The organism is Tsukamurella ocularis, from assembly GCF_024807615.1.
Lineage (GTDB): Bacteria > Actinomycetota > Actinomycetes > Mycobacteriales > Mycobacteriaceae > Tsukamurella > Tsukamurella ocularis.
In genome coordinates this window covers 743,845-763,364 of record NZ_JANUCJ010000001.1, presented here as the reverse complement: position 1 = coordinate 763,364, position 19,520 = coordinate 743,845, and the positions used below count along the sequence as shown (strand labels likewise).

Genomic DNA, 19,520 nt, shown 5'->3' with positions numbered 1-19,520 from the left:
GAGATCCGGCAGGTCGAGAAGGCCGTCCGGCTTCGGCCTGACCAGCGTAGTGTGCAGGTAATGTCCACGTTCATGGTGCGGGCATTGCTCAACGCGCGGGCGTGGCGCGTTGCCGGTCGTAGCGAGTATCGGAGGATCAGCGCGGCGCTCCGCGCCGCGCGTGCGCAGGCGACGCTGCGGAAGATCTTCGGGGCGTTGGGATTGTCCTTTCTTCCAATCGCCGTGGTCGCCAACAACGTGCCCTTCGGACCCGATACCCCGCTCAAGTCGGCGTTCTACTTCGCCGCCGCGATCAGTGGGGCGTTGCTGGGATTGCGGTGGTGGTTCGGTCCGTGGCCGACGGCCACCGAAGCGCTCTGGTTCCTCGTGCTCTCGGATGTGTGCTTCACCGTTGCGGCCGTCGTGATGAGCGGCCCGTACGTGCGGATCACGGGGACCCTGCACCTTGCCATGATGGGGCTGTTCGCGGCCTTCTTCCTGGGATGGCGAGTCCTGCTGCTGCACTGCGCCTACTCGCTCGTGCTGATCCTGTCGCTCGTGGTGGCGGCCGTGGTCCACGACGGAATCGCCCCCGCGGCGATGTATGTGGTCGTAACGCCTGTGATCGCGACGGTCGTGGGGGTGCCCGTTGCCGCGCAGTTCGCCATCGAGGTCGGTCGCCGAGGGTTCGTCACGCTCGCCAACGAATCGTCGATCGATCCGCTGACGAAGCTGCTGAACCGCCGCGGAATGGGGCTCGCGATGCGCCGGGCCGTGGCTACCCGGACGGACCGCGACGCGGTGCTGGTCATGGCTGCGATTGACCTCGACGGGTTCAAGACGTTCAACGACACGCACGGGCACGTCGGCGGCGACGAGTTGCTCGTCACCGTCGCATCGATGCTGCGCGAGAACATTCCCAAGAGTCTCGGAGCCCGGTGGGGCGGTGACGAGTTCGGGATCTTCGCGATCCGTGATGGACACGCTCAAGCGCAGCTGTTGGTCGACCGATTGTGCTCGCTGATGGCGCCGCGAGCGGCCCCGGACGGTGCCGGGATCCGCGGCAGCATGGGGGTCGTCGTCGTTTCGGCCGAGACGTGGTCCGGCCGGCTCGAGGAACTGTCCGGACGGGCGGACGCGCTGATGTATCGGGCGAAGCGGCATCCGACGGACGCAGTGGCGGTCGACGACGCGACCGCCGAAGCCTGACGGGCACCGTCGGGCAGGTCCGCCCGGACGTGCGAGCGGCGCCGCCCCCGGATATCGGGGACGGCGCCGCGGACACCCCAGGCGTTGCCCGGGCAGGGGATCAGAAGAAGCCCTGAGCGCCCGGTGCGTAGGAGACCAGCAGGTTCTTGGTCTGCTGGTAGTGATCGAGCATCATCTTGTGGTTCTCACGGCCGATGCCCGAGTCCTTGTAGCCGCCGAACGCCGCGTGCGCCGGGTACTGGTGGTAGGTGTTCGTCCAGACGCGGCCGGCCTGGATGTCGCGGCCCGCGCGGTAGGCGACGTCGCCGTTGCGCGACCACACGCCGGCGCCGAGGCCGTAGCGGGTGTCGTTGGCGATCTCCATCGCGTTGTCGTAGCCGTCGAAGGACGTCACCGCGAGCACGGGCCCGAAGATCTCCTCCTGGAAGATCCGCATGTCGTTGGTGCCGGAGAAGATGGTCGGCTGGATGTAGTAGCCGCCGGAGAGGTCGCCGCCCAGGTCGGCCGCCTCGCCGCCCGTCACCAGCGTCGCGCCCTCGTTCTTGCCGATCTCGATGTACGACAGGATCTTCTCGTGCTGCTCCTTCGAGGCCTGCGCGCCGATCATGGTGTCGGTGTCCAGTGGGTCGCCCTGGATGATCGACTTGGTGCGGATGGAGCCGAGCTCGAGGAACTCGTCGAAGATCGGCTTCTCCAGCAGCGCGCGCGACGGGCAGGTGCACACCTCGCCCTGGTTCAGCGCGAACATCGTGAAGCCCTCGAGGGCCTTGTCCTGGTAGTCGTCGTTCGCAGCCATGACGTCCTTGAAGAAGACGTTCGGGCTCTTGCCGCCCAGCTCCAGGGTCACGGGGATGAGGTTGTCGGCGGCGTAGCCCGCGATCAGCTTGCCCGTGGTGGTCTCACCGGTGAAGGCGATCTTGCGGATCCGCTTCGACGAGGCCAGCGGCTTGCCGGCCTCGAGGCCGAAGCCGTTGACGATGTTCACCACGCCCGCGGGCAGCAGGTCGCCGATGAGCGACCACAGGTACAGCACCGAGACCGGGGTCTGCTCGGCGGGCTTCAACACGATCGCGTTGCCGGCGGCCAGCGCGGGCGCCAGCTTCCACACCGCCATGAGGATCGGGAAGTTCCACGGGATGATCTGGCCGACCACGCCGAGCGGCTCGTGGAAGTGGTACGCGACAGTGTTCTCGTCGATCTCCGAGATCCCGCCCTCCTGGGAGCGCAGGCACGACGCGAAGTAGCGGAAGTGGTCGATGGCGAGAGGGATGTCGGCGTTGAGGGTCTCGCGGATCGGCTTGCCGTTGTCCCAGGACTCGGCGAGGGCGATCGACTCGAGATTGGCCTCCATCCGGTCGGCGATCTTGAGCAGGATCCCCGCGCGGACGGCCGGCGCGGTCTTGCCCCAGGCGGGAGCGGCCGCGTGCGCAGCGTCCAACGCCAGCTCGATGTCCTCGGCGGTGGACCGCGCCACCTCGCAGAAGCCCTGGCCGGTGACCGGGGTGACGTTCTCGAAGTACTGTCCCTTGACCGGGGCGACCCACTCGCCGCCGATCCAGTTGTCGTAGCGGGACTGGTAGCTCATGAGCGAGCCGGCCGCGCCGGGGCGTGCGTAAACGGTCATGGGGGACCTCCAGATGAGTGGCGTGATATCAGTCACAGTTCACCCTACGCAGTGACCGTTGCAACACCGTTGCAGTCGGTTGCAGCGTCGATCCGCCCAGGTTAGGCCAGGTCGATGGCGATCGCCGCGAGCCGTCCGTCGGCCTCGGCGCGCGCCCGCGCATCGCCGTGCGCGCGCAGCACCCGCCAGCCGTGCTCGTCGTCGCGCGCGTCGGGCAGGTCGAGCCACCGTCGGAGCAGGCCCAGGTCCCGGCTCGCGAGCACGGCCGAGCGCAGACTCCCCGCCAGCTCGGTGCGCAGGCGCGCGACGCCGGGAGCCGCGGAGTTGGGGAGCAGTGGCCCGCGGTAGACGGCGAGGGCGTCCCCGACGCGGCCCGCGCGGATGGCGCGCGCGGCGTCGTCGGCGTCGGAGGCGAGCGGGCGCAGCAGCCGATACGGGCGCGAGCCCAGCAGGTCGGCGCCGACCGTCTTGCGCAGCCGGGAGACCTCCGCGCGGACCGTCACCACGTCGAGGTCGCGCTCGTCGAGAAGCAGAGCCAGGTGGTCGGCGGTGAGGCCCTCCGGATGCCGCGCGAGCAGCGCGAGGATGTCGGCGTGCCGGCCCGTCAGCGGCGCCTCCCGGCCGTCCCGCTCCAGCACCGGCCGGCCGCCCAGCAGCCGCAACCGCGGGCCCGCCGCGGGGGCGGGCGGGGCCAGGCGGAGGATCGCCAGCTGCCCCTCGACGGCCATCGCCGCGGCCCGCACCAGGGCCAGGGCCTGCGGCGTCGCCACCTCGGGGCCGCCGGTCACGTCGAGCACGCCGATCGGCGCGCGGGTCACCGGATCGTGCACCGGGACGGCGGTGCAGTTCCACCGGTGCGCGCGCCGGGCGAAGTGCTCCGACCCGGCGATCTGCACCTCGGTGTCGAGCGCGAGCGCGGTGCCGGGCGCGTTCGTGCCGGCCGCGGTCTCGCTCCAGTTCGCGCCGGGGATGAAGTTCATGGCGGCGGCCCGGCGGACGGCGGCACCGTCGCCCTCCACCCACAGGAGCGTCCCGTCCCGGTCGCCCACGGCCACCATCGCGCCGGCGGAATCGTCGACGAGCAGCCTGCGGATCACGGGCATCACGCCCGACAGCGGGTTACGGGCGCGCAGGGCGTCGAGCGCACAGTCGCCCGACGGTGCCTCCCCGTCCGGGTTCACGCCCAGGTCGCGGCTGCGCTGCCAGCTCTCCGCGATGAGATGCCGTAGCTGGGACGCGCGCAGCGTCGACTCGTCGACCGCACCGTCGACGAACATGCTGTGCAGCCGCGCGGCCGCACCCGCGGACGCGACGGCTCGGGAACCGGTCACCATCGTGGACTCGACGATAGCCCTCGACGGGCCGTCACCAGCCCGGATCGCCCACGATCTGCAGACTCACGTACGACGGCTGCTCGGGGCTGAGCAGCACCGTCTGCTTGCCGAACCGCGTCTTCACCAGATCGGGGACCGTCGCCAGGTAGCGCGGCACGCTGCCGGCGTAGACGTCCACGCGCAGGCGGTGGCCCTCCTCGAGCAGGGCGTCGGTGGGCACCACGTCGACGTCGAGCTCGATCGTCTCGCCCGGCACGACCTTCTGCTTCGCCGACCAGGTGAGCGGGTGGAAGGCGCCGAGCAGCTCGCCGTCGAGATCGTAGGTGCTGCGCGCGGGGTCGAGCGCCCGGTTCGAGGCCATGAGGGCGCCGCCCGAGAGCACCGTCGACGTGCCGTCGGGCGCGACGTCGTTGACCGTGACCGCCCAGATCGCCTCCTCGCCCTCGCACCGCGTCACGAGGTGCACGTTGATCGCGCCGCTCAGCTGCACCGGCACCGCGGCCGGAGGGGAGGTGAAGGAGATCGCGCCGCGCTCCTGCACGCCGGCGTGCGCCAGCGCGGGGACGGCCTTGGTCAGGCCCGCGAGTACCTGCGTCAGGTCGGGCGAGGCCAGGCCGCGGAGGTCGATCCGCGTGGACGCAGACGCCTGCCGGCGCGCCGGGAAGGTCGCGAGGCCACCGTCGTACTTCGCGTGCTCCGCCGTGCCCGACGGTGCCGGGGTCGCGTAGAGCCGCCGGGTGCGGGCGCCGGGGCGGGGGAAGGACTCGCCGGCGGTCCAGCCACCGCCCTGCTGCTGCAGGGTGACGGGGCCGTAGCGGTCGACGCCGTTGTCGATGTCCTTGAGCCAGCGGTCGTACCAGGCCCGCTCCAGGACGTCGATGCGCGGCGGCGCCTGGGTGCCGCCGAAGCCGGCGCCCATGTCGACGTGGAAGCCGTCGGTGATCACCATCTGCTTGCGCCCCGCCGGCAGGTTCAGGCGGTCGAAGGTCCGGGGCGTGCTGCGCCCGAAGAGGTCGTGCCAGCCGCCGAACAGGAAGGTGGGCGCGGTGATCGACTCGATGCTCGCGTTCCGCTCGGTGAAGTAAGGATTGTCGTTGACGCGGGGATCGCGGCCGGTGAGCACGCCACTCACCACCGACGGAATCTCCGTGGCGGGCGAGACGATCCGGCTGTGCAACCAGCGGAAGACGTTGCCGTTCACGGTGTCACGGAGCAGCGTGCGGGGGTTGTAGAGCCACTTGAGCGCGTTCACCGCGCCGAGCCAGAGCGGGATGAACACCGACGGGAGGCCGCCGGTGATGTAGATGTCGCGGACGATGTCCTCGCTGCCCTCGATCGCGAAGACCGCGCCCAGGCCCTCCGGCGCATGGCCCGCGGCCTGCAGCGAGTTGATCGCGGAGTACGACCAGCCGCCCATGCCGAGCTTCCCGTCGCACCAGTTCTGCGCGCGGGCCCAGCCCAGCACCTCGACGGAGTCCTGTTGCTCGCGCGGGCCGAGGATCTGCCACACGCCGTGCGAGGTGCCCGTGCCGCGCACGTCGACGATCACCTGCACGTAGCCGCTGCGCACCAGGCGACGGTTGATGCCGAAGCCCTGCAGCAGGCCGCCCGAGAAGTCGACGGTGCCGCCCGTGAGCGCCTTCGAAGCGTTGGTCAGCGCCGGCCCGACGAAGGCGGCGTGCGTGGTCTCGTCGATCGCGTCGACGATCATCCGGTTGTACGGGTTGAGGTTGAGGATCGCGGGGTAGGGGCGTTCGACGGGCACCCCGTCGAGCTCGGCGGGCCGCACGACGGTCGCGCGCAGGACGACACCGTCGGACATGCGGATGTCGACGTTGCGGTCGATGTGGACGCGCGGATACGTGAGCCGGCCGTCGACGGCCTCGCGCCAGGCGAGGGCGTCGGCGCCGCCGGTGGGGTCGCCGAGGGGGAGCGTGTGGTCGACGCGTGGGTGGTGTTCGCCGCCCGACGGGGCGGGCAGCGAGGGGCTGCGGTCCCAGAGCGGGAAGCGCACGCCGGACAGTCGTGCGTTCGCTCTACCGGATCGGCTGGTCACCATTGCAACCCCTTCCTTCAATCGTCAACTTAGATCACGGGTGACATACCTCACAAACCGCGGGTGCGGTTGTTGCAGATCCGATGCAGAACGGTTGCATTCCCGGCGGGTCCGGCTCAGCGTGGATTCAGCACTCCGCACGCCGCCGTGAGGCCCGATAAGCTCGTTATCGCAATCGACCGCAAGACCCGGAGGTACCCCATGTCGCTGACCACCACGCTCCTCGATCCCGCGCGCCAGCCGGCCGTCGTCGCCGACTTCGCGTCGGTCGTCGAATCCGAGGTGGGCGACAAGAGCGGCCTGTCGGGCACCGTCATCAAGACCGCGTACGCCGCGGTGAAGAAGGTCTCGCCGACCGTCATCGAGTCGGCGCTGACCAAGCTGCTCCCCGACTTCGCCGCCGCGCTCGACCCGTTCTGGACCGAGTTCCAGGCCCAGGGCCCCGGCGACTTCGGCCAGTTCCTCGCGGCCCGCGGCGACGCGGTCGGCGACGCGCTGCTTGCGGTCACCGACAAGAAGGCCGAGTCCACCAGCCAGCCCGCGCTCCGCAAGGCCTACTCGAGCCTGCGCGGCAAGGCCAAGGAGAACGTCGTCGCGGCGCTCCCGCGCGTCGGCGCGGCCGTCCAGAAGAACGCCGCCTGATCATGGGCGACGTACAGCTCCACGGCTCGGACCAGCTGACCACCGCGGTCGAGCACGCCTACAGCGCGACAGTGTCCGCGGGCGCCACCCTGCACGTCGCGGGTGTGGCGCCGCTCGACCAGGGCGGCACGACCGTCGCCCCCGGCGACGTCCAGGGGCAGGTCCGCGCGGCCGTGGCGAACCTCCGGGTGATCCTGGGTGAGCGCGGTGCACAGCTGTCCGCCGTCGCGCGACTGACGGTGTTCGTCGCCGAGCACTTGCAGGTGGACCTGCAGGTCGCGGGCGAGACGTTGGCCGAGGTCTTCGTGGACCTGCCGCCCGTGTCGATCGTCGGCGTCAGCCGGCTGCGGTACGACGATCAGGTGGTCGAGCTGGAGGCCGTCGCGGCACTCTGAGCGGGCGCGACGGGCTCGCGTGACGCAGAGCCCCTGTGAGCGCCGGCACAGCGATAGCGCTGACCGAGTGGCGGCCACAGGGGTTCGTTCGCGCCGGATGCGAGGGGTTACCGTAGGGGCGTGAGCACCCCTTCATCCGCAGACGCAGTGGCCACCGTGATCACCGGCGCGAGCTGGCCCAGGATCCTCACCTGGCGTTCCGAGGACGGGAACCTCCTGGAGTCGGTCCGCGTGCAGCTGACGGGCGACCGGATCAAGGCCTACGGCCGGATCATCGCGGCCCCGTCGGCCGACGGCCCCGCCTTCAACGCCTCGTACGACCTGGTCACCGACGACGAGGGCGTCACCAAGCGCCTCTCCGTGCACGCCCTCACTGCGGCCGGCGAGTCGCAGGTGACGATCGCCCGCGACGGCGAGAACCATTGGCTGGTCCAGGGCGCACAGGGCGCGGAACGCGGTTTCTTCTCCGGTGCGCTCAGCGTCGACGTGCTCAGATCCGCGTTCTTCAACGCCCTCACGATCCGCCGATTCGACCTGCAGAGCCACCCGGAGGAGATCGACGTGCCGGTCGTGTACGTCGACCTGCCGACGCTCGCGGTCAAGGAGACGGTCATCAACTACGACGGTGCCGCCGACGGCATTACGGTGATCTCCCCGATCAGCAGCTCGAAGATCTCCGTCGACGCCGACGGATTCGTCGTCGACTACCCGGGGCTCTCGCGCCGTGTCGAGTAGTCAGTCGAGCGCTGTGATCACGCCGCCGGCGTGACCGGCCTCGCGCAGCGCCCGCTGCCACCCCGCCCCGTCGAGCACGGGGGTGAAGGGGGTGCGGCGGGCGTTCTCGTACCGCCTGCGGGCCGCGTAGCCGCGTTCGGTGATGTCGCCGACGGTGCCCTGCACGGCGAGTTCGGCGCGGGCGGCGATCAGCTCGGCGATGGTGTCGTCTAGCGCGTCGAGCAGGGCCTCGGCGTTCGCCTCACACATCGCGTTCACCAGCGACGGTGCGGTGCCCGCCACCCGCGTGACGTCGCGGAAGCTGCTCGCGGCCAGCGACAGGGCCAGCTGCTTCGCGGCCGGGTCGAGCTCCGCCGTGATCGCGACGGCCTCGGCCACCAGATGCACCGAGTGCGAGATCCGCGCGACCGCCGCGTCGTGCTCGGTGGAGCCGGCGGGCACGATCACTGCACCGCAGTCCAGGCCCACGGAGGCCGCGAGGCGCCAGGCCGCCGCGGGGGTCTCCGCGTCGGCGGTGACCACCCAGGTCGCGCCGTCGAACAGCGAGGCGTCGGTGGCCTCCCAGCCGGAGAAGGCGGTTCCGGCCATCGGGTGGCCGCCCGCGTACCGCCCCGTCAGGCCGGCGGCGGCGACCCGCCGCGCGACGGCGCCCTTCACGCTCACCGCGTCGGTCAGCCAGGCGTTCGGGGCGTGCTCGGCGACGGCCGCGAGCACGCCGTCGAGCGCGGGGACGGGCACCGCGACGACGATGACGTGTCCGCCCTCCTCCGCGCGGCGCAGCGTCGCCGCGAGGTCCGACGAGGCGTCGAAGCCCGCGGCCCCTGCATCGTCGACGGCGGAGGCCGAACGGTTCCAGCCGTAGGCGGGACGCCCCGCGCGCCCCAGCGCACGGAGGATCGAGCCACCGATGAGGCCGAGGCCGAGGACGCATACGGGTACGCCTGAATGAGGAGCACGCTGCACGGACACCCCGACAGCGTTCCACAACGGCGTGAGGAAGCCGTATGAGACGTGTCGCGGACGCGCGTTTACGGATACGGTTCTCTGCATGGCCGCAGAGACCTCACCGGAGCGTTACGACGACACCGACGGCTACGCCGTGGCCGTGATCCGCGGGGAGACCGCCTGGACGGTGCACCTGCTCGACCCCGCCGCGTTGGGCAGCATCGCCAAGGCCGAGCAGGAACTCAAGGCGCTGCGCGCGACCGGCGCCGTGATCGGCCTGCTCAACGTGGACGACGAGTACTTCGTCATCGTGCGCCCTGGGCCTTCGGACTCGCGGCTGCTGCTCTCCGACGCGACGGCCGCCGTCTTCGACGAGCTCGCCGTGCAGGCGCTCGACCGGCTCAACATCGACGTGCCGGACATCGACCCCGAGGAGATCGAGGACACCGACCCCTGGCCCGAGGGCGACCTCGGCATCCTCGCCGACCTCGGCCTCGGCGAGCAGGAGCTCAGCGTGCTGCTGGCCGACCCGGACCTCTACCCCGACGAGCAGCTCCAGGTGATCGCCGAGCGGCTCCAGTTCGATACCGAGCTGGGTGCGATCCTCGACTCGCTGGGCTAGTGGCGCTGCTGGACGCCGAACGCGCGGCGATGGGCCTCGCGCTCGAGGCAGCGGGCCTCGCGGGCCCCGACGACGTCCCCGTCGGCGCCGCTGTCATCGGGCCCGACGGTGCCGTGCTCGCGCTCGCGGGGAACCGCCGCGAAGCGCTGGGCGACCCGACCGCGCACGCGGAGATCCTCGCGATTCGAGAGGCCGCAACGCGGTTCGGTGACGGCTGGCGGCTCGAGGGCTGCACCCTGGCCGTCACCCTGGAGCCCTGCGCCATGTGCGCCGGCGCGCTGGTCTCTGCGCGTATCGGCCACCTCGTCTTCGGTGCCTTCGAGCCCAAGACCGGTGCGGTCGGCTCGGTGTGGGACGTGGTCCGCGACCCTCGCGTCGCGCACCGGGTGACGGTGCGCGGCGGGGTCCGGGCGGCAGAGTGCGCGGCCCTGCTGCACGACTTCTTCCAACCGCACCGGTACTGACCTGCCGATTTAGCGTCGAGGGCGACTTCCGGTAAAGTACTCCGACGGTGGCGTGTCCGAGCGGCCGAAGGTGCAACACTCGAAATGTTGTGTGCGGTAACCCCGTACCGGGGGTTCAAATCCCCCCGCCACCGCTGAGGGAAACCCTCTCCGATTCCGATCGGAGGGGGTTTCTCCCGTTCCAGGGCCGATGCGTGCCGCGCCGTAGCCACCACTCGCAGAAGACGATCGCGATCAGCCAGCTCGGCCACGCGACGAGTGCGGGTCCTACGGCGTCTGTCATCGAGCTGGGCGCACCGGCGGCGTCGAGGACCAGAAAGACGACCGGCCCCAGGATCCGGTTGATGATCACCGAGTACATGAGTGCCGCGCTGCGCAGCATCCAGCGACGGTGGGAGGCCACGTCGCCGCCCACGATCGCGCGGACGCCGAGTGCCGTGAAAAGCAGCATCAGCGAGCCCAGCGTCACGTTGGAGGCGGCGTTCGCCGGCCCGAAGGGCGTGACGGTGCCGATCGCAATGGCCGCGAGCCCCACCGGCAGCGCGCACGCGACGTAGATCCGGCCGGCGATCCAGTGGTACTTCGCGAACCAGCGGCGGCCCAGCTGCACCAGCCCGGCGAGCATCGCCACCGACCCGAGCAGGATGTGCCCGACGAGCAGCCCGTAGTACCAGTTCGGCTGACCGTCGAGCGGGACGCGGCTCCCGCCCGTGAGGTAGGGAGGCAGGGAGTAGGCGAGGAAGACGAGCACCAGCAGGGCGCCCACCAGCAGTTTCTTCATACGGGGAACGCTAGGGACGGAACCCGCGGCGGCGGATCACCCGCGCGAGTGGGCCTGCGTAGTCCGCGCGGGTGAGGCACGATGATCGGGGGTTCTGCGAGGAGGAAACGAATGAACGACGACGGTGCCTGGGGCGCGCCCGCCCTCGACCTGCCGCGGTACCTGGAGCGGATCGGCCTGAGCGCCTCGCCTGCGCCCGACCTCAACGGCCTGTCAGCGCTGGTCCAGGCGCATGCGACCACGCTGCCGTGGGAGAACTTCGACGCCGTCCGCGGCATTCCGGGCGAGCTCACGGTCGACGCGCTGCAGCGTCGCATGATCGACGGCCGCCGCGGCTACGGCTGTACGGGTCACGTCCCGCTGCTGGCCGCGGTGCTGCAGCGCACGGGCTTCCGATTCGGGGCGGCGTCCGGTCGCGTGCTGGTCGACGGCCGCCCGTCGGCGAGCACGCACGCCCTGCTACTCGTCGAGGTCGACGGTGCGCCGCACCTCGCCGAGGTCGGCTTCGGTGCCGTCCCGCTCGCGCCGCTGCGGCTCGAGAGCGGCTTCGAACAGGACGCCGACGGCTGGCGCTACCGGCTCACCGCGTCGACCGTCGGCTTCGGCGAGGAGTGGCAGCTGGATTTCCTCGACCCGAGTTCGGCCGAGTGGCGGCCGCAGTACCGGTTCGCGCTCACCGACCGCACGTGGTCGGACCTGCGGATGACCAACTTCTACGTCGCGGCTTCGCCGCACTCGCCGTTTCGCGGGCGGCTCATGGCTGTGGTCAACCGGCCCGGCGAGCGACATGTGCTCACGCGCGACGCGGTGATCACGACGCGCCCCGACGGGTTCAAGGAGTCCGTGCCGTACATGGCGGCGGACCGTCGGGCGATCCTCGCCGAGACCTTCGCGATCGACCTGCCCGAGGACGAGGCCGCGGCGCTCGCGGCCGTCAGTGGGAGCTGAAGAAGCCGATCGCCTTGTCGCCGCTGTCACAGCGCGCGAGCATGCCGGGGGTCTGCGGGAAGGTGCAGTTCCAGGCCTCGACGGTGACGGGCTTCGCCTGCGCGATCTGCGGGCCGAAGGCGTTGGCGACGCGCATCGCCTCGGCACAGTCGACCTTCACGGTGCCCAGCGCGTGGACGTACAGCGCCCCGTCGGGGCCGCGGGTCTGGCCGCACATCTCGGCTCGGGTCTGGGCCGCCGTCGCGGTGGCCGTCGGCGTGCCTGATGGCGCAGGGACCGGGTCGGAGGAATTGCCGCAGCCCGCGAGGAGCAGGCCGCACACTGTTGCGGTCGCGACGGCTGTGACAGGCGTTGCGAAGTGCTGAAATGCGGTCATGTCCTGCACGGTACCCCCGGTTCGGTGATGAGCCTCACAAAAGTGCCGGTCAGCGACATTATTGCGGGCGGCAACGATCGGTACACTCGAACACGACCTGTATCGCGCAGCCCGCCGCGCCTCGACGACTCGGAGTGACTCGCATGGCACTGTTCCTGTACCGGTTGGGGAGGTTCGCCTACCTCAATCGTTTCAAAGTCATCGCGGCCTGGCTGCTGATCTTCGTCGGCGTGCTCGGCGGCGGCGTGGCCCTCAAGGGCGCCACGGTCGACAACTTCTCGCTGCCGGGCCTCCCCTCGGCGAAGGCGACGGACATCGTCTCCGAGAACTTCGGAGACAGCGGCGGTGACCCGTTCACCACCGCCTCGGCGACCATCGTCTTCCACACCAAGGACGGCAAGCTCACCGACCCCGCGGCCGCGGCGGGCATCGACCGCACGATCGCCGACATCAAGAACCTCACCAAGGATCAGGACGGCACGAAGGTCTCCGTCGTCCAGGACCCGGAGCTGCTGCACAATCCGACAGGCAAGCTGGACACGAACGCGCTGACCCCGGATCAGCGTTCGAAGCTCGAGACGGTCACCGAGCAGGGCAAGACCATCGCGTCGACCAAGACGCAGCCGCAGAAGGACGCCGACGCGGCGGCCACCTCGTCGGTCAGCCCGGACGGCAAGACCGCCAAGATCACGGTGAACTTCCTCGGCAAGGTCACGGATCTGCCGGACACCCTGTCCGAGGACATCAAGAAGGCCCGCGAAGCCGGCGAAGCCGCGTCGAACGGCACCCTGCAGGTCGAGGCCGACGGTTCCGCCGCGCGCGGCGCCGAGGACATGGGCATGACCAGCGAGATCATCGGCATGATCGTCGCCGCGATCGTGCTGGTCATCACCTTCGCCTCGCTGGTGGCGTGGGGCCTCCCGCTGCTGAACGCGATCATCGCGGTCCCGGTGGCCATCGGCGGCGTCATGATCGCGTCGCACTTCGTCGAGCTCGGCACCTTCCCCACGGTCCTGACGTCGATGATCGGCCTGGCCGTGACCATCGACTACGCCCTGTTCATCGTCTCGAGATACCGGCACGAACTACGGCGCCTCGGCGCCACCACCAAGGAACAGCGGGCCGAGGCCGCAGGCATCGCGGTGGGCACGGCCGGCACCGCGGTGATCTTCGCCGGCCTGACGGTGATCATTGCGCTCGCCGCGCTGGCCTTCATCGGCATGGACTTCCTCGGTCAGATGGGTGTCGCCGCCGCATGGGGCGTGTTCATCGCCGTCATCGTCGCGCTGACCCTGCTGCCGGCTGTGCTGGGCCTGTTCGGCTCCAAGGTCTTCGCCGGCCGGGTCAAGGGCTTGCATCCGCAGGACACCGACCAGGGTGAGGGCCGCGTCGCCAATGGCCTCCGCTGGGCGAATCTGGTGAAGAAGGTCCCCGTCGTCACCCTTGTCGCAGGCGTTGCGGTGCTCGGCATCCTCGCGATCCCGATGAAGGACATGAAGACCGCCCTGCCCGGCTCGGGCATGAGCGAGAAGAGCACGTCGGAGCGCCAGGCCTACGACCTGATCTCCGACGCCTGGGGCAAGGGCGCCAACGGCACCCTCCTCGTCGCGGTCGACGGTGCCGGGGCCCAGCCCAACCAGCGCCTGGGCGCCTACAAGCAGATCGTCGATCAGCTGAACACGAACCCCAATATCGCGCCGCTCATCGCGAACGCGCAGCTCGCGCAGCTCGCGGCGGACAACAAGGCCGCGACCATCGTCGTGACGCCCAAGTCCGGCCCCAACGACGAAGACACCAAGACCCTGGTGACCAAGCTCCGCACGATGGTCAACGGTGACGCCGGCACGAAGGCGCGCCTCGGCGTGGACCTCGGCGTCGCGGGTAGCACCGCCATCGAGATGGACATCTCGGAGAAGCTCGGTGACGCGCTGTGGATCTATCTCGGGATCGTCGTGGGCCTGGCGTTCCTGCTGTTGCTCGTCGCTTTCCGCTCGATTCTGGTGCCGCTCACCGCGGTTCTCGGCTTCTTGCTGTCCGTGGTCGCCACGTTCGGCGTGACCTCCGCGATCTTCACCGACGGCGCCCTCGGCATCATCGACAACACCCAGCCGCTGGTGTCGTTCCTGCCGATCTTCCTGATCGGCATCGTCTTCGGCCTCGCGATGGATTACCAGGTGTTCCTGGTCTCCCGCATGCGCGAGGAGTTCGTGCACACCGGCGACGCGACGCAGTCCGTGGTGACGGGCGTGCAGTACGGCGCCCGCGTGGTGACTGCGGCCGCGATCATCATGATCTCGGTCTTCGCGTCGTTCATGCTCAACGAGCAGGTCTTCATCAAGGAGATCGGCTTCGGTCTCGCCGCCGCGGTGCTGCTCGACGCCTTCATCGTCCGGATGGTGCTCATCCCGTCGGTGATGGTGCTGCTCGGCAAGTGGGCGTGGTGGCTGCCGACGTGGCTCGACAAGATCCTGCCCAACGTCGATATCGAGGGCGAGGCGCTCGTCGCCCAGCTCGGCCGCGGCGACGCGAACGCCGACACCGCCGCGATCCCGGCGCCGGTCACGGCCGAGATTCCTGTGCCGGCGGAGCAGCTCGTCGCTGCCGGCGCGACCGACGTGCCCGCCCGCGGCACGGAGCGGGTCGCGCATGCCGGCGTGAACGGCCACGCCAACGGCACTGCCAACGGCGTCGAGCTCCCCACGGCCGCGCCGACGGTGCCACTGGTGCCCCTCGGCAAGGACGAGGAGCACGTGACCGAGCAGGCGCCCGTGTACGCCGACACGGAACAGATGGCCACGGCGGCGGATACCGTCGCGCCGGACACCGCCGAGTACCCCGTCGCGCGGCCCGGTGTCCCGCGCCCGGACCAGACCGCGACCGGCCCGATCGTCGCCCGGGATCGCACCCGCGACGAGATCGCCCAGCTGCGCGAGCAGAACAAGGCGATCGCGGCGGAGCTGAGCGCGCTGCGCTCCGACTACCGCTCGATGACGAGCCGCACCCGGCTCCAGAGCGAGCACATCAGCGACCCCACGCGGTTCGAGATCGAGGGGCGCCTCGAGGGCCCCGACGGTCCGCTCGGCCGTGCCGGCCGGCTGCTCACGCCGCACGGCGAGATGCTCACCCCCGCCTTCATCCCCGTCGGCACCAAGGCCACGGTGAAGACGGTTCTGCCCGAGGCTGTCTCGGAGCTGGGGGCGCAGGCGGTGCTGGCGAACGCCTACCACCTGTACCTGCAGCCCGGCCCGGAGATCGTGGAGCAGGCCGGCGGCCTGGGCGCGTTCATGAACTGGGACGGGCCTACCTTTACCGATTCCGGTGGCTTCCAGGTGATGTCGCTCGGCTCGGGTTTCAAGAAGGTCATCGACATGACCGGCGGCGAGGAACTCCAGGGCGACGACGCGATCGCCGAGGGCAAGGACCGCCTCTCCCGCGTCGACGACGACGGCGTGACCTTCTTGAGCCACCTCGATGGCACCGAGCACCGGTTCACGCCCGAAGTTTCGATGCAGATTCAGCATCAGCTGGGCGCCGACGTCATCTTCGCCTTCGACGAGCTGACCACCCTGCACAACACGCGCGCCTACCAGGTGGAGTCGCTGGAGCGCACCCGCCTGTGGGCGCGGCGTTGCCTCTCCGAGCACAACTGGCTCACCGCGCAACGGCGGGACGCGATCTCGCTGTGGGGTGTCGTGCAGGGCGCGCAGTACGAGGACCTGCGCCGCAAGGCGGCCCGCGACCTGCGCGCGCTGAGCGAGGAGGACCGGCTCTCCGGCGGCCTCGGCTTCGGCGGCTACGGCATTGGCGGCGCGCTGGAGAAGGCGAACCTGTCGACCATCGTGCGCTGGGTGAACCAGGAGCTCGAGGAGGACCGGCCGAAGCACCTGCTGGGCATCTCCGAGCCGGATGACATCTTCGCCGCGGTCGAGCAGGGCATCGACACCTTCGACTGCGTCTCCCCGTCTCGGGTGGCCCGCAACGGCGCGATCTACTCGCTGGACGGCCGTTACAACGTGACCAATTCGCGGTTCAAGACGGACTTCCGCCCGCTGGATCCGGAGACGCAGAACTACACCTCGCAGTACACCCGCGCGTACATCCATCACCTGTTCAAGGCGAAGGAGGGTCTCGCGGCCACGCTGGCCACCATCCATAACGAGCAGTTCATCGTCTCCCTGGTCGCGAAGATTCGGCAGTCGATGCTCGACGGCACGTATTGGGACTTCAAGGAGGAGTTCCTGGGTCGCTACTACAAGGGCACTCAGCAGCACCTCGCCAAGTCCGACTAGGCCGCGGAGGCCCGTCGCCCCGTAGGATTCGGACATGTCCCACGTGGTGGCGCTGCCCGTCTGCGATGGGATGACCCTGCTCGAGTACGGCGCCGTGGTCGAGGCGCTGAGCTTCGAGTGGCACGACCTTCCGTCCCTCGGGTACGACGTGCGCGGCTGCGGGCCCGCCGACGGCGTGCGGACGCTCGGCGGTGCCGTGCTGCGGCCGGCGTACGACCTCGACGAGATCGCGGGCGCCGACACCGTCATCATCACGGCGGTCTCGGACCCGCGGACCGATTCGAACCCAGAGTGGCACGAACCGCTGCGCGCGGCCGCGGCGAACGGTGCGCGGATCGTCTCCATATGCACCGGCGCCTTCGCGCTGGCGGCGGCGGGCCTGCTCGACGGCCGGCGAGCTACGACGCACTGGCGGCACGCGGGGCTGCTGCAGTACCGCTTCCCGCGGGTGCACGTCACGCCGTCGGAGCTGTACATCCAGGACGGCCCGGTGCTCACCGGCGCGGGCTCCGCGGCGGGTCTCGACCTGTGCCTGCACCTCATCCGTTCCGATCACGGCGCCGGCACCGCGAACGAGGTGGCCCGTCGCCTGGTGGTCGCGCCGCACCGCGACGGCGACCAGTCGCAGTTCGTGAACATCGATACGCTGCGGCCGGATATGGACAAGCGCTTCGCCGACTTCCTCCAGGGGCTCGCGCACGGCATCGGCGGCGTCGCGGGCCTCGACGACATGGCGGCCCGTGCGGGCGTCTCCCGCCGCACGCTGCATCGCCGGTTCCGTCAGTACACCGGCATCGCGCCGCTGGAATGGCTGATGCGGCAACGGGTCTACCGCGCCATGCGGCTGCTGGAGACGACCAACGACTCCGTCACCGTGATCACCGGCCGCGCGGGCTTCGACGCCGAGGAGACGCTGCGCTACCACTTCAAACGACAGACCGGACTCGCGCCGACGGCCTACCGTGAGCGCTTCCGCGGCAGCGAGGTGGGGCGCAGCTCCACCCGGCCCGTGGCCGGATCTTGAGGAATTCCGGCACCGCACACCTGGGCGGCGCGGCGCACCCCGGATAGCGTTTCGGACATGAGGATTCAGCAGATGAGGAAGGTCTTCGGCGGCACCCGGGCGGCCTCGACGACGACGAACCGGTCCCCGGGATGGCTGCGGGAGTTCGCCTCCGGGATCGCGGCGGGCAACCTCGTCCGCCACGGCGCCGGCGTCCCCGGCGCGCACGGCTCGCGGATCTGCGAGCGGCCCAGGCTGGGGCCCGCGCCGGCGGAGCGGCCCGCGTCAGAGCGGTAGCGTCCAGGGTGCGCGCGGCAGCCGCGCGGGGTCGAAGTCGTTGAGCATCTCTCGCGGCGTGCGGCCCTGCAGCCCCAGGCTCGCGGCCAGCTCGGGCAGCACCACCGGTGGCCCGCCGCGCTCGGCGAGGGTGACGGCACCGTCGCGCTTGGCGAGCCGAATGCCGTTGGGCCCCAGTACTATTGGTACGTGGGCGTAGGTCGGCGGCATGCCGCCGAGCAGGCGCGTCAGGTAGGCCTGCCGCGGTGCCGACGGCAGGAGGTCGTCTCCGCGCACCACCTGGTCGATGCCCTGCGCGGCGTCGTCGACCACGACGGCGAGGTTGTAGGCGTACATGCCGTCGCCCCGCCGGAGCACGAAATCGTCTACCGTGCCGGTGTACTCGCCGTGCAGCACGTCGGTCACCGTGAACTCGTCGACGGTCGCGCGCAGGCGCACCGCCGCGGGCCGCTCCCGCCGCCGCACTTCCCGTTCGGCCTCGGTGAGGTCGCGGCACGTTCCCGGGTAGGCGCCCTCCGGGGCGTGCGGCGCCGACGGGGCGGCGAGGATCTCCCGGCGGGTGCAGTAGCACTCGTAGACGTCGAGCCGCTCCAGCACGGCCGCGTAGCGCTCCGTCCGCGACGACTGGCGCACCGTCTCGCCGTCCCAGTCCAGTCCCAGAGCGGCGAGGTCGGCGAGCTGGCGCGCCTCGGCACCGTCGGCGGTGCGCCCGGTGTCCAGGTCCTCGACGCGCAGCAGGAAATCCCGCCCCGTCGAGCGGGCGAAGAGCCAGGCGAGTAGGGCCGTGCGCAGGTTGCCCACGTGCAGGTCGCCCGACGGGCTCGGCGCGTACCGTCCAGCAGTCACCGCCCCAGCTTACGAGCGGACGCGGGCGAGGTTTCCCGCCCAGCGGGCGAGGTGGGCCGTCAGCTCGGCGGGCTCGACGACGGTGACCTCCGCGTCGAGCACGGCGATCGCCATCGCGGGCCAGTCCAGCGTGTCGGCCTCCATCCGCACGACGGTGCCGTCCGACACCTCCTCCAGCCGCGCGTACCGGCCGATGAGCGGGCGCACGTGCTCGACGGGCGCGACTACGTGGAATTCGATCCGGTGCGCGGGCGTGCGCTGGCCGACGGACGCGCGGACGTAGGCGGCGGCGTCCTCGGCGGGCAGCTCGCGCGGCCGGAAGCGGACGCCCGTGCTCGATGGTCTGCTGATCCGGTCGAGCCGGAAGCTGCGCCAGTCGTGGCGGTACAGGTCGTAGGCCACGAGGTACCAGCGGCGCTCGAGCGGCACGAGCCGCATCGGCTCGGCGAGCCGGTCGGTGCGCGCCCCGTCGGCGGCGGTGTAGCCGAACTCGATCCGCTCCTCCGCGCGGCACGCCTCCGCGAGGCCGGTGAGTACGCGCGGGTCGACGGCCGGGCCGCCGGTAAGAACGGCGGGCTGCGTGACGGCGCCCAGTGCCTCGACGCGCTTGCGCAGCCGCGGTGGCATCACAGCCGCCACCTTTCCCAGCGCCCGCACCGAGGTCTCGGCGATGCCGGCGATCCCGCCCTGGGCCGCGGTCTGCAGCCCGACGGCGATCGCCACCGCCTCCTCGTCGTCGAGGACCAGCGGCGGCAGCGCGGCGCCGGCCGCCAGCTGATAGCCGCCGTCGACGCCGCGGGACGCGGAGACGGGGTAGCCGAGGTCGCGTAGGCGCTCGATGTCGCGACGCAGGGTGCGCACCGATACCTCGAGCCGGTCCGCCAGCTCGGAGCCTGGCCAGTAGCGGTGGGTCTGCAGGAGGGACAGCAGCCGCAGGGTTCGGGAACTCGTGTTCGCCATGTCTTTCAGAATTCC

Annotated in this window: 18 protein-coding genes, 1 tRNA gene and 1 pseudogene; 12 read left to right on the top strand and 8 right to left on the bottom strand. The window is 70.7% G+C overall.

Annotated features, from left to right (window positions below; translation table 11 throughout):
• Window positions 1-60 precede the first annotated feature (60 nt).
• On the top strand, window positions 61-1,188 hold the full coding sequence (locus tag HNP44_RS03810) for a GGDEF domain-containing protein (RefSeq protein ID WP_259141387.1): 1,128 nt from the start codon (window positions 61-63) through the stop codon (window positions 1,186-1,188).
• 100 nt (window positions 1,189-1,288) lie between these two features.
• Here the strand turns inward: HNP44_RS03810 and exaC are convergent, their stop codons facing one another.
• From exaC to HNP44_RS03795, 3 genes are all read right to left on the bottom strand, one after another.
• Complete coding sequence (gene exaC, locus HNP44_RS03805; RefSeq protein ID WP_068526037.1) at window positions 1,289-2,812, bottom strand: acetaldehyde dehydrogenase ExaC; 1,524 nt, start codon at window positions 2,810-2,812, stop codon at window positions 1,289-1,291.
• 101 nt (window positions 2,813-2,913) lie between these two features.
• Entirely contained in the window at window positions 2,914-4,146 is a 1,233-nt protein-coding gene (locus HNP44_RS03800) for a GAF domain-containing protein (protein ID WP_259141388.1), read from the bottom strand.
• Between the two features lie 31 nt (window positions 4,147-4,177).
• The gene (locus HNP44_RS03795) at window positions 4,178-6,160 is read right to left on the bottom strand and encodes a CocE/NonD family hydrolase (protein ID WP_374758726.1); all 1,983 of its coding nucleotides are present in this window, start codon (window positions 6,158-6,160) and stop codon (window positions 4,178-4,180) included.
• Window positions 6,161-6,403: 243 nt separating this feature from the next.
• Here HNP44_RS03795 and HNP44_RS03790 point away from each other — a divergent pair, with 243 nt between their 5' ends.
• The 3 genes from HNP44_RS03790 to HNP44_RS03780 all read left to right on the top strand — a co-directional run bounded on the left by HNP44_RS03790 (window position 6,404) and on the right by HNP44_RS03780 (window position 7,974).
• Window positions 6,404-6,844, top strand: a complete 441-nt coding sequence (locus HNP44_RS03790) for a DUF6918 family protein (RefSeq protein ID WP_259141390.1) — start codon at window positions 6,404-6,406, stop codon at window positions 6,842-6,844.
• Between the two features lie 2 nt (window positions 6,845-6,846).
• Window positions 6,847-7,239 carry a RidA family protein gene (locus HNP44_RS03785; protein ID WP_259141391.1) on the top strand — a complete coding sequence of 131 codons (393 nt, stop codon included), beginning with the start codon at window positions 6,847-6,849 and terminating at the stop codon, window positions 7,237-7,239.
• Between the two features lie 120 nt (window positions 7,240-7,359).
• Window positions 7,360-7,974, top strand: a complete 615-nt coding sequence (locus HNP44_RS03780) for a putative glycolipid-binding domain-containing protein (protein WP_259141392.1) — start codon at window positions 7,360-7,362, stop codon at window positions 7,972-7,974.
• Here HNP44_RS03780 and HNP44_RS03775 read toward each other — a convergent pair whose 3' ends face one another.
• Window positions 7,975-8,937 (bottom strand): prephenate dehydrogenase, encoded by a 963-nt coding sequence (locus HNP44_RS03775; protein ID WP_259141694.1) that lies wholly within the window; start codon window positions 8,935-8,937, stop codon window positions 7,975-7,977.
• 85 nt (window positions 8,938-9,022) lie between these two features.
• Here HNP44_RS03775 and HNP44_RS03770 point away from each other — a divergent pair, with 85 nt between their 5' ends.
• The 3 genes from HNP44_RS03770 to HNP44_RS03760 all read left to right on the top strand — a co-directional run bounded on the left by HNP44_RS03770 (window position 9,023) and on the right by HNP44_RS03760 (window position 10,139).
• Entirely contained in the window at window positions 9,023-9,541 is a 519-nt protein-coding gene (locus tag HNP44_RS03770) for a tRNA adenosine deaminase-associated protein (protein WP_259141393.1), read from the top strand.
• Between the two features lie 29 nt (window positions 9,542-9,570).
• Window positions 9,571-10,005, top strand: coding sequence for a nucleoside deaminase (locus HNP44_RS03765; RefSeq protein ID WP_259141695.1), 435 nt, complete (start codon window positions 9,571-9,573; stop codon window positions 10,003-10,005).
• Between the two features lie 46 nt (window positions 10,006-10,051).
• Window positions 10,052-10,139 (top strand) — tRNA-Ser (locus tag HNP44_RS03760).
• Here HNP44_RS03760 and HNP44_RS03755 read toward each other — a convergent pair.
• Window positions 10,121-10,786, bottom strand: a complete 666-nt coding sequence (locus tag HNP44_RS03755) for a DUF2306 domain-containing protein (protein ID WP_259141394.1) — start codon at window positions 10,784-10,786, stop codon at window positions 10,121-10,123. The two genes, HNP44_RS03760 and HNP44_RS03755, sit on opposite strands and share 19 nt — an antisense overlap.
• A 111-nt stretch (window positions 10,787-10,897) precedes the next feature.
• Between HNP44_RS03755 and HNP44_RS03750 the strand changes: the two genes are divergently transcribed.
• Window positions 10,898-11,734 carry an arylamine N-acetyltransferase family protein gene (locus HNP44_RS03750; protein ID WP_259141395.1) on the top strand — a complete coding sequence of 279 codons (837 nt, stop codon included), beginning with the start codon at window positions 10,898-10,900 and terminating at the stop codon, window positions 11,732-11,734.
• Here the strand turns inward: HNP44_RS03750 and HNP44_RS03745 are convergent.
• Window positions 11,721-12,110, bottom strand: a complete 390-nt coding sequence (locus HNP44_RS03745; RefSeq protein WP_259141396.1) for a hypothetical protein — start codon at window positions 12,108-12,110, stop codon at window positions 11,721-11,723. The two genes, HNP44_RS03750 and HNP44_RS03745, sit on opposite strands and share 14 nt — an antisense overlap.
• Here HNP44_RS03745 and HNP44_RS03740 point away from each other — a divergent pair.
• From HNP44_RS03740 to HNP44_RS03725, 4 genes and pseudogenes are all read left to right on the top strand, one after another.
• Window positions 12,101-14,542, top strand: a pseudogene (locus HNP44_RS03740) (MMPL family transporter); the annotation flags it as partial. The gene HNP44_RS03745 and the pseudogene HNP44_RS03740 overlap by 10 nt on opposite strands.
• A gap of 555 nt (window positions 14,543-15,097) precedes the next feature.
• The gene (tgt, locus tag HNP44_RS03735; protein ID WP_374758742.1) at window positions 15,098-16,399 is read left to right on the top strand and encodes a tRNA guanosine(34) transglycosylase Tgt; all 1,302 of its coding nucleotides are present in this window, start codon (window positions 15,098-15,100) and stop codon (window positions 16,397-16,399) included.
• A 34-nt stretch (window positions 16,400-16,433) separates the two neighbouring features.
• On the top strand, window positions 16,434-17,423 hold the full coding sequence (locus HNP44_RS03730) for a GlxA family transcriptional regulator (RefSeq protein WP_259141397.1): 990 nt from the start codon (window positions 16,434-16,436) through the stop codon (window positions 17,421-17,423).
• Between the two features lie 57 nt (window positions 17,424-17,480).
• A complete protein-coding gene (locus HNP44_RS03725; RefSeq protein ID WP_259141398.1) occupies window positions 17,481-17,699 on the top strand; it encodes a hypothetical protein in 219 nt (72 codons plus the stop codon).
• On the opposite strand, the gene gluQRS is transcribed toward HNP44_RS03725, so the two are convergent.
• The gene (gene gluQRS, locus HNP44_RS03720) at window positions 17,688-18,545 is read right to left on the bottom strand and encodes a tRNA glutamyl-Q(34) synthetase GluQRS (protein ID WP_259141399.1); all 858 of its coding nucleotides are present in this window, start codon (window positions 18,543-18,545) and stop codon (window positions 17,688-17,690) included. The genes HNP44_RS03725 and gluQRS overlap by 12 nt on opposite strands.
• Window positions 18,546-18,554: 9 nt before the next feature.
• Window positions 18,555-19,505: a helix-turn-helix transcriptional regulator gene (locus tag HNP44_RS03715; RefSeq protein ID WP_259141400.1), complete on the bottom strand. Its 951-nt coding sequence runs from the start codon at window positions 19,503-19,505 to the stop codon at window positions 18,555-18,557.
• Window positions 19,506-19,520: the final 15 nt, after the last annotated feature.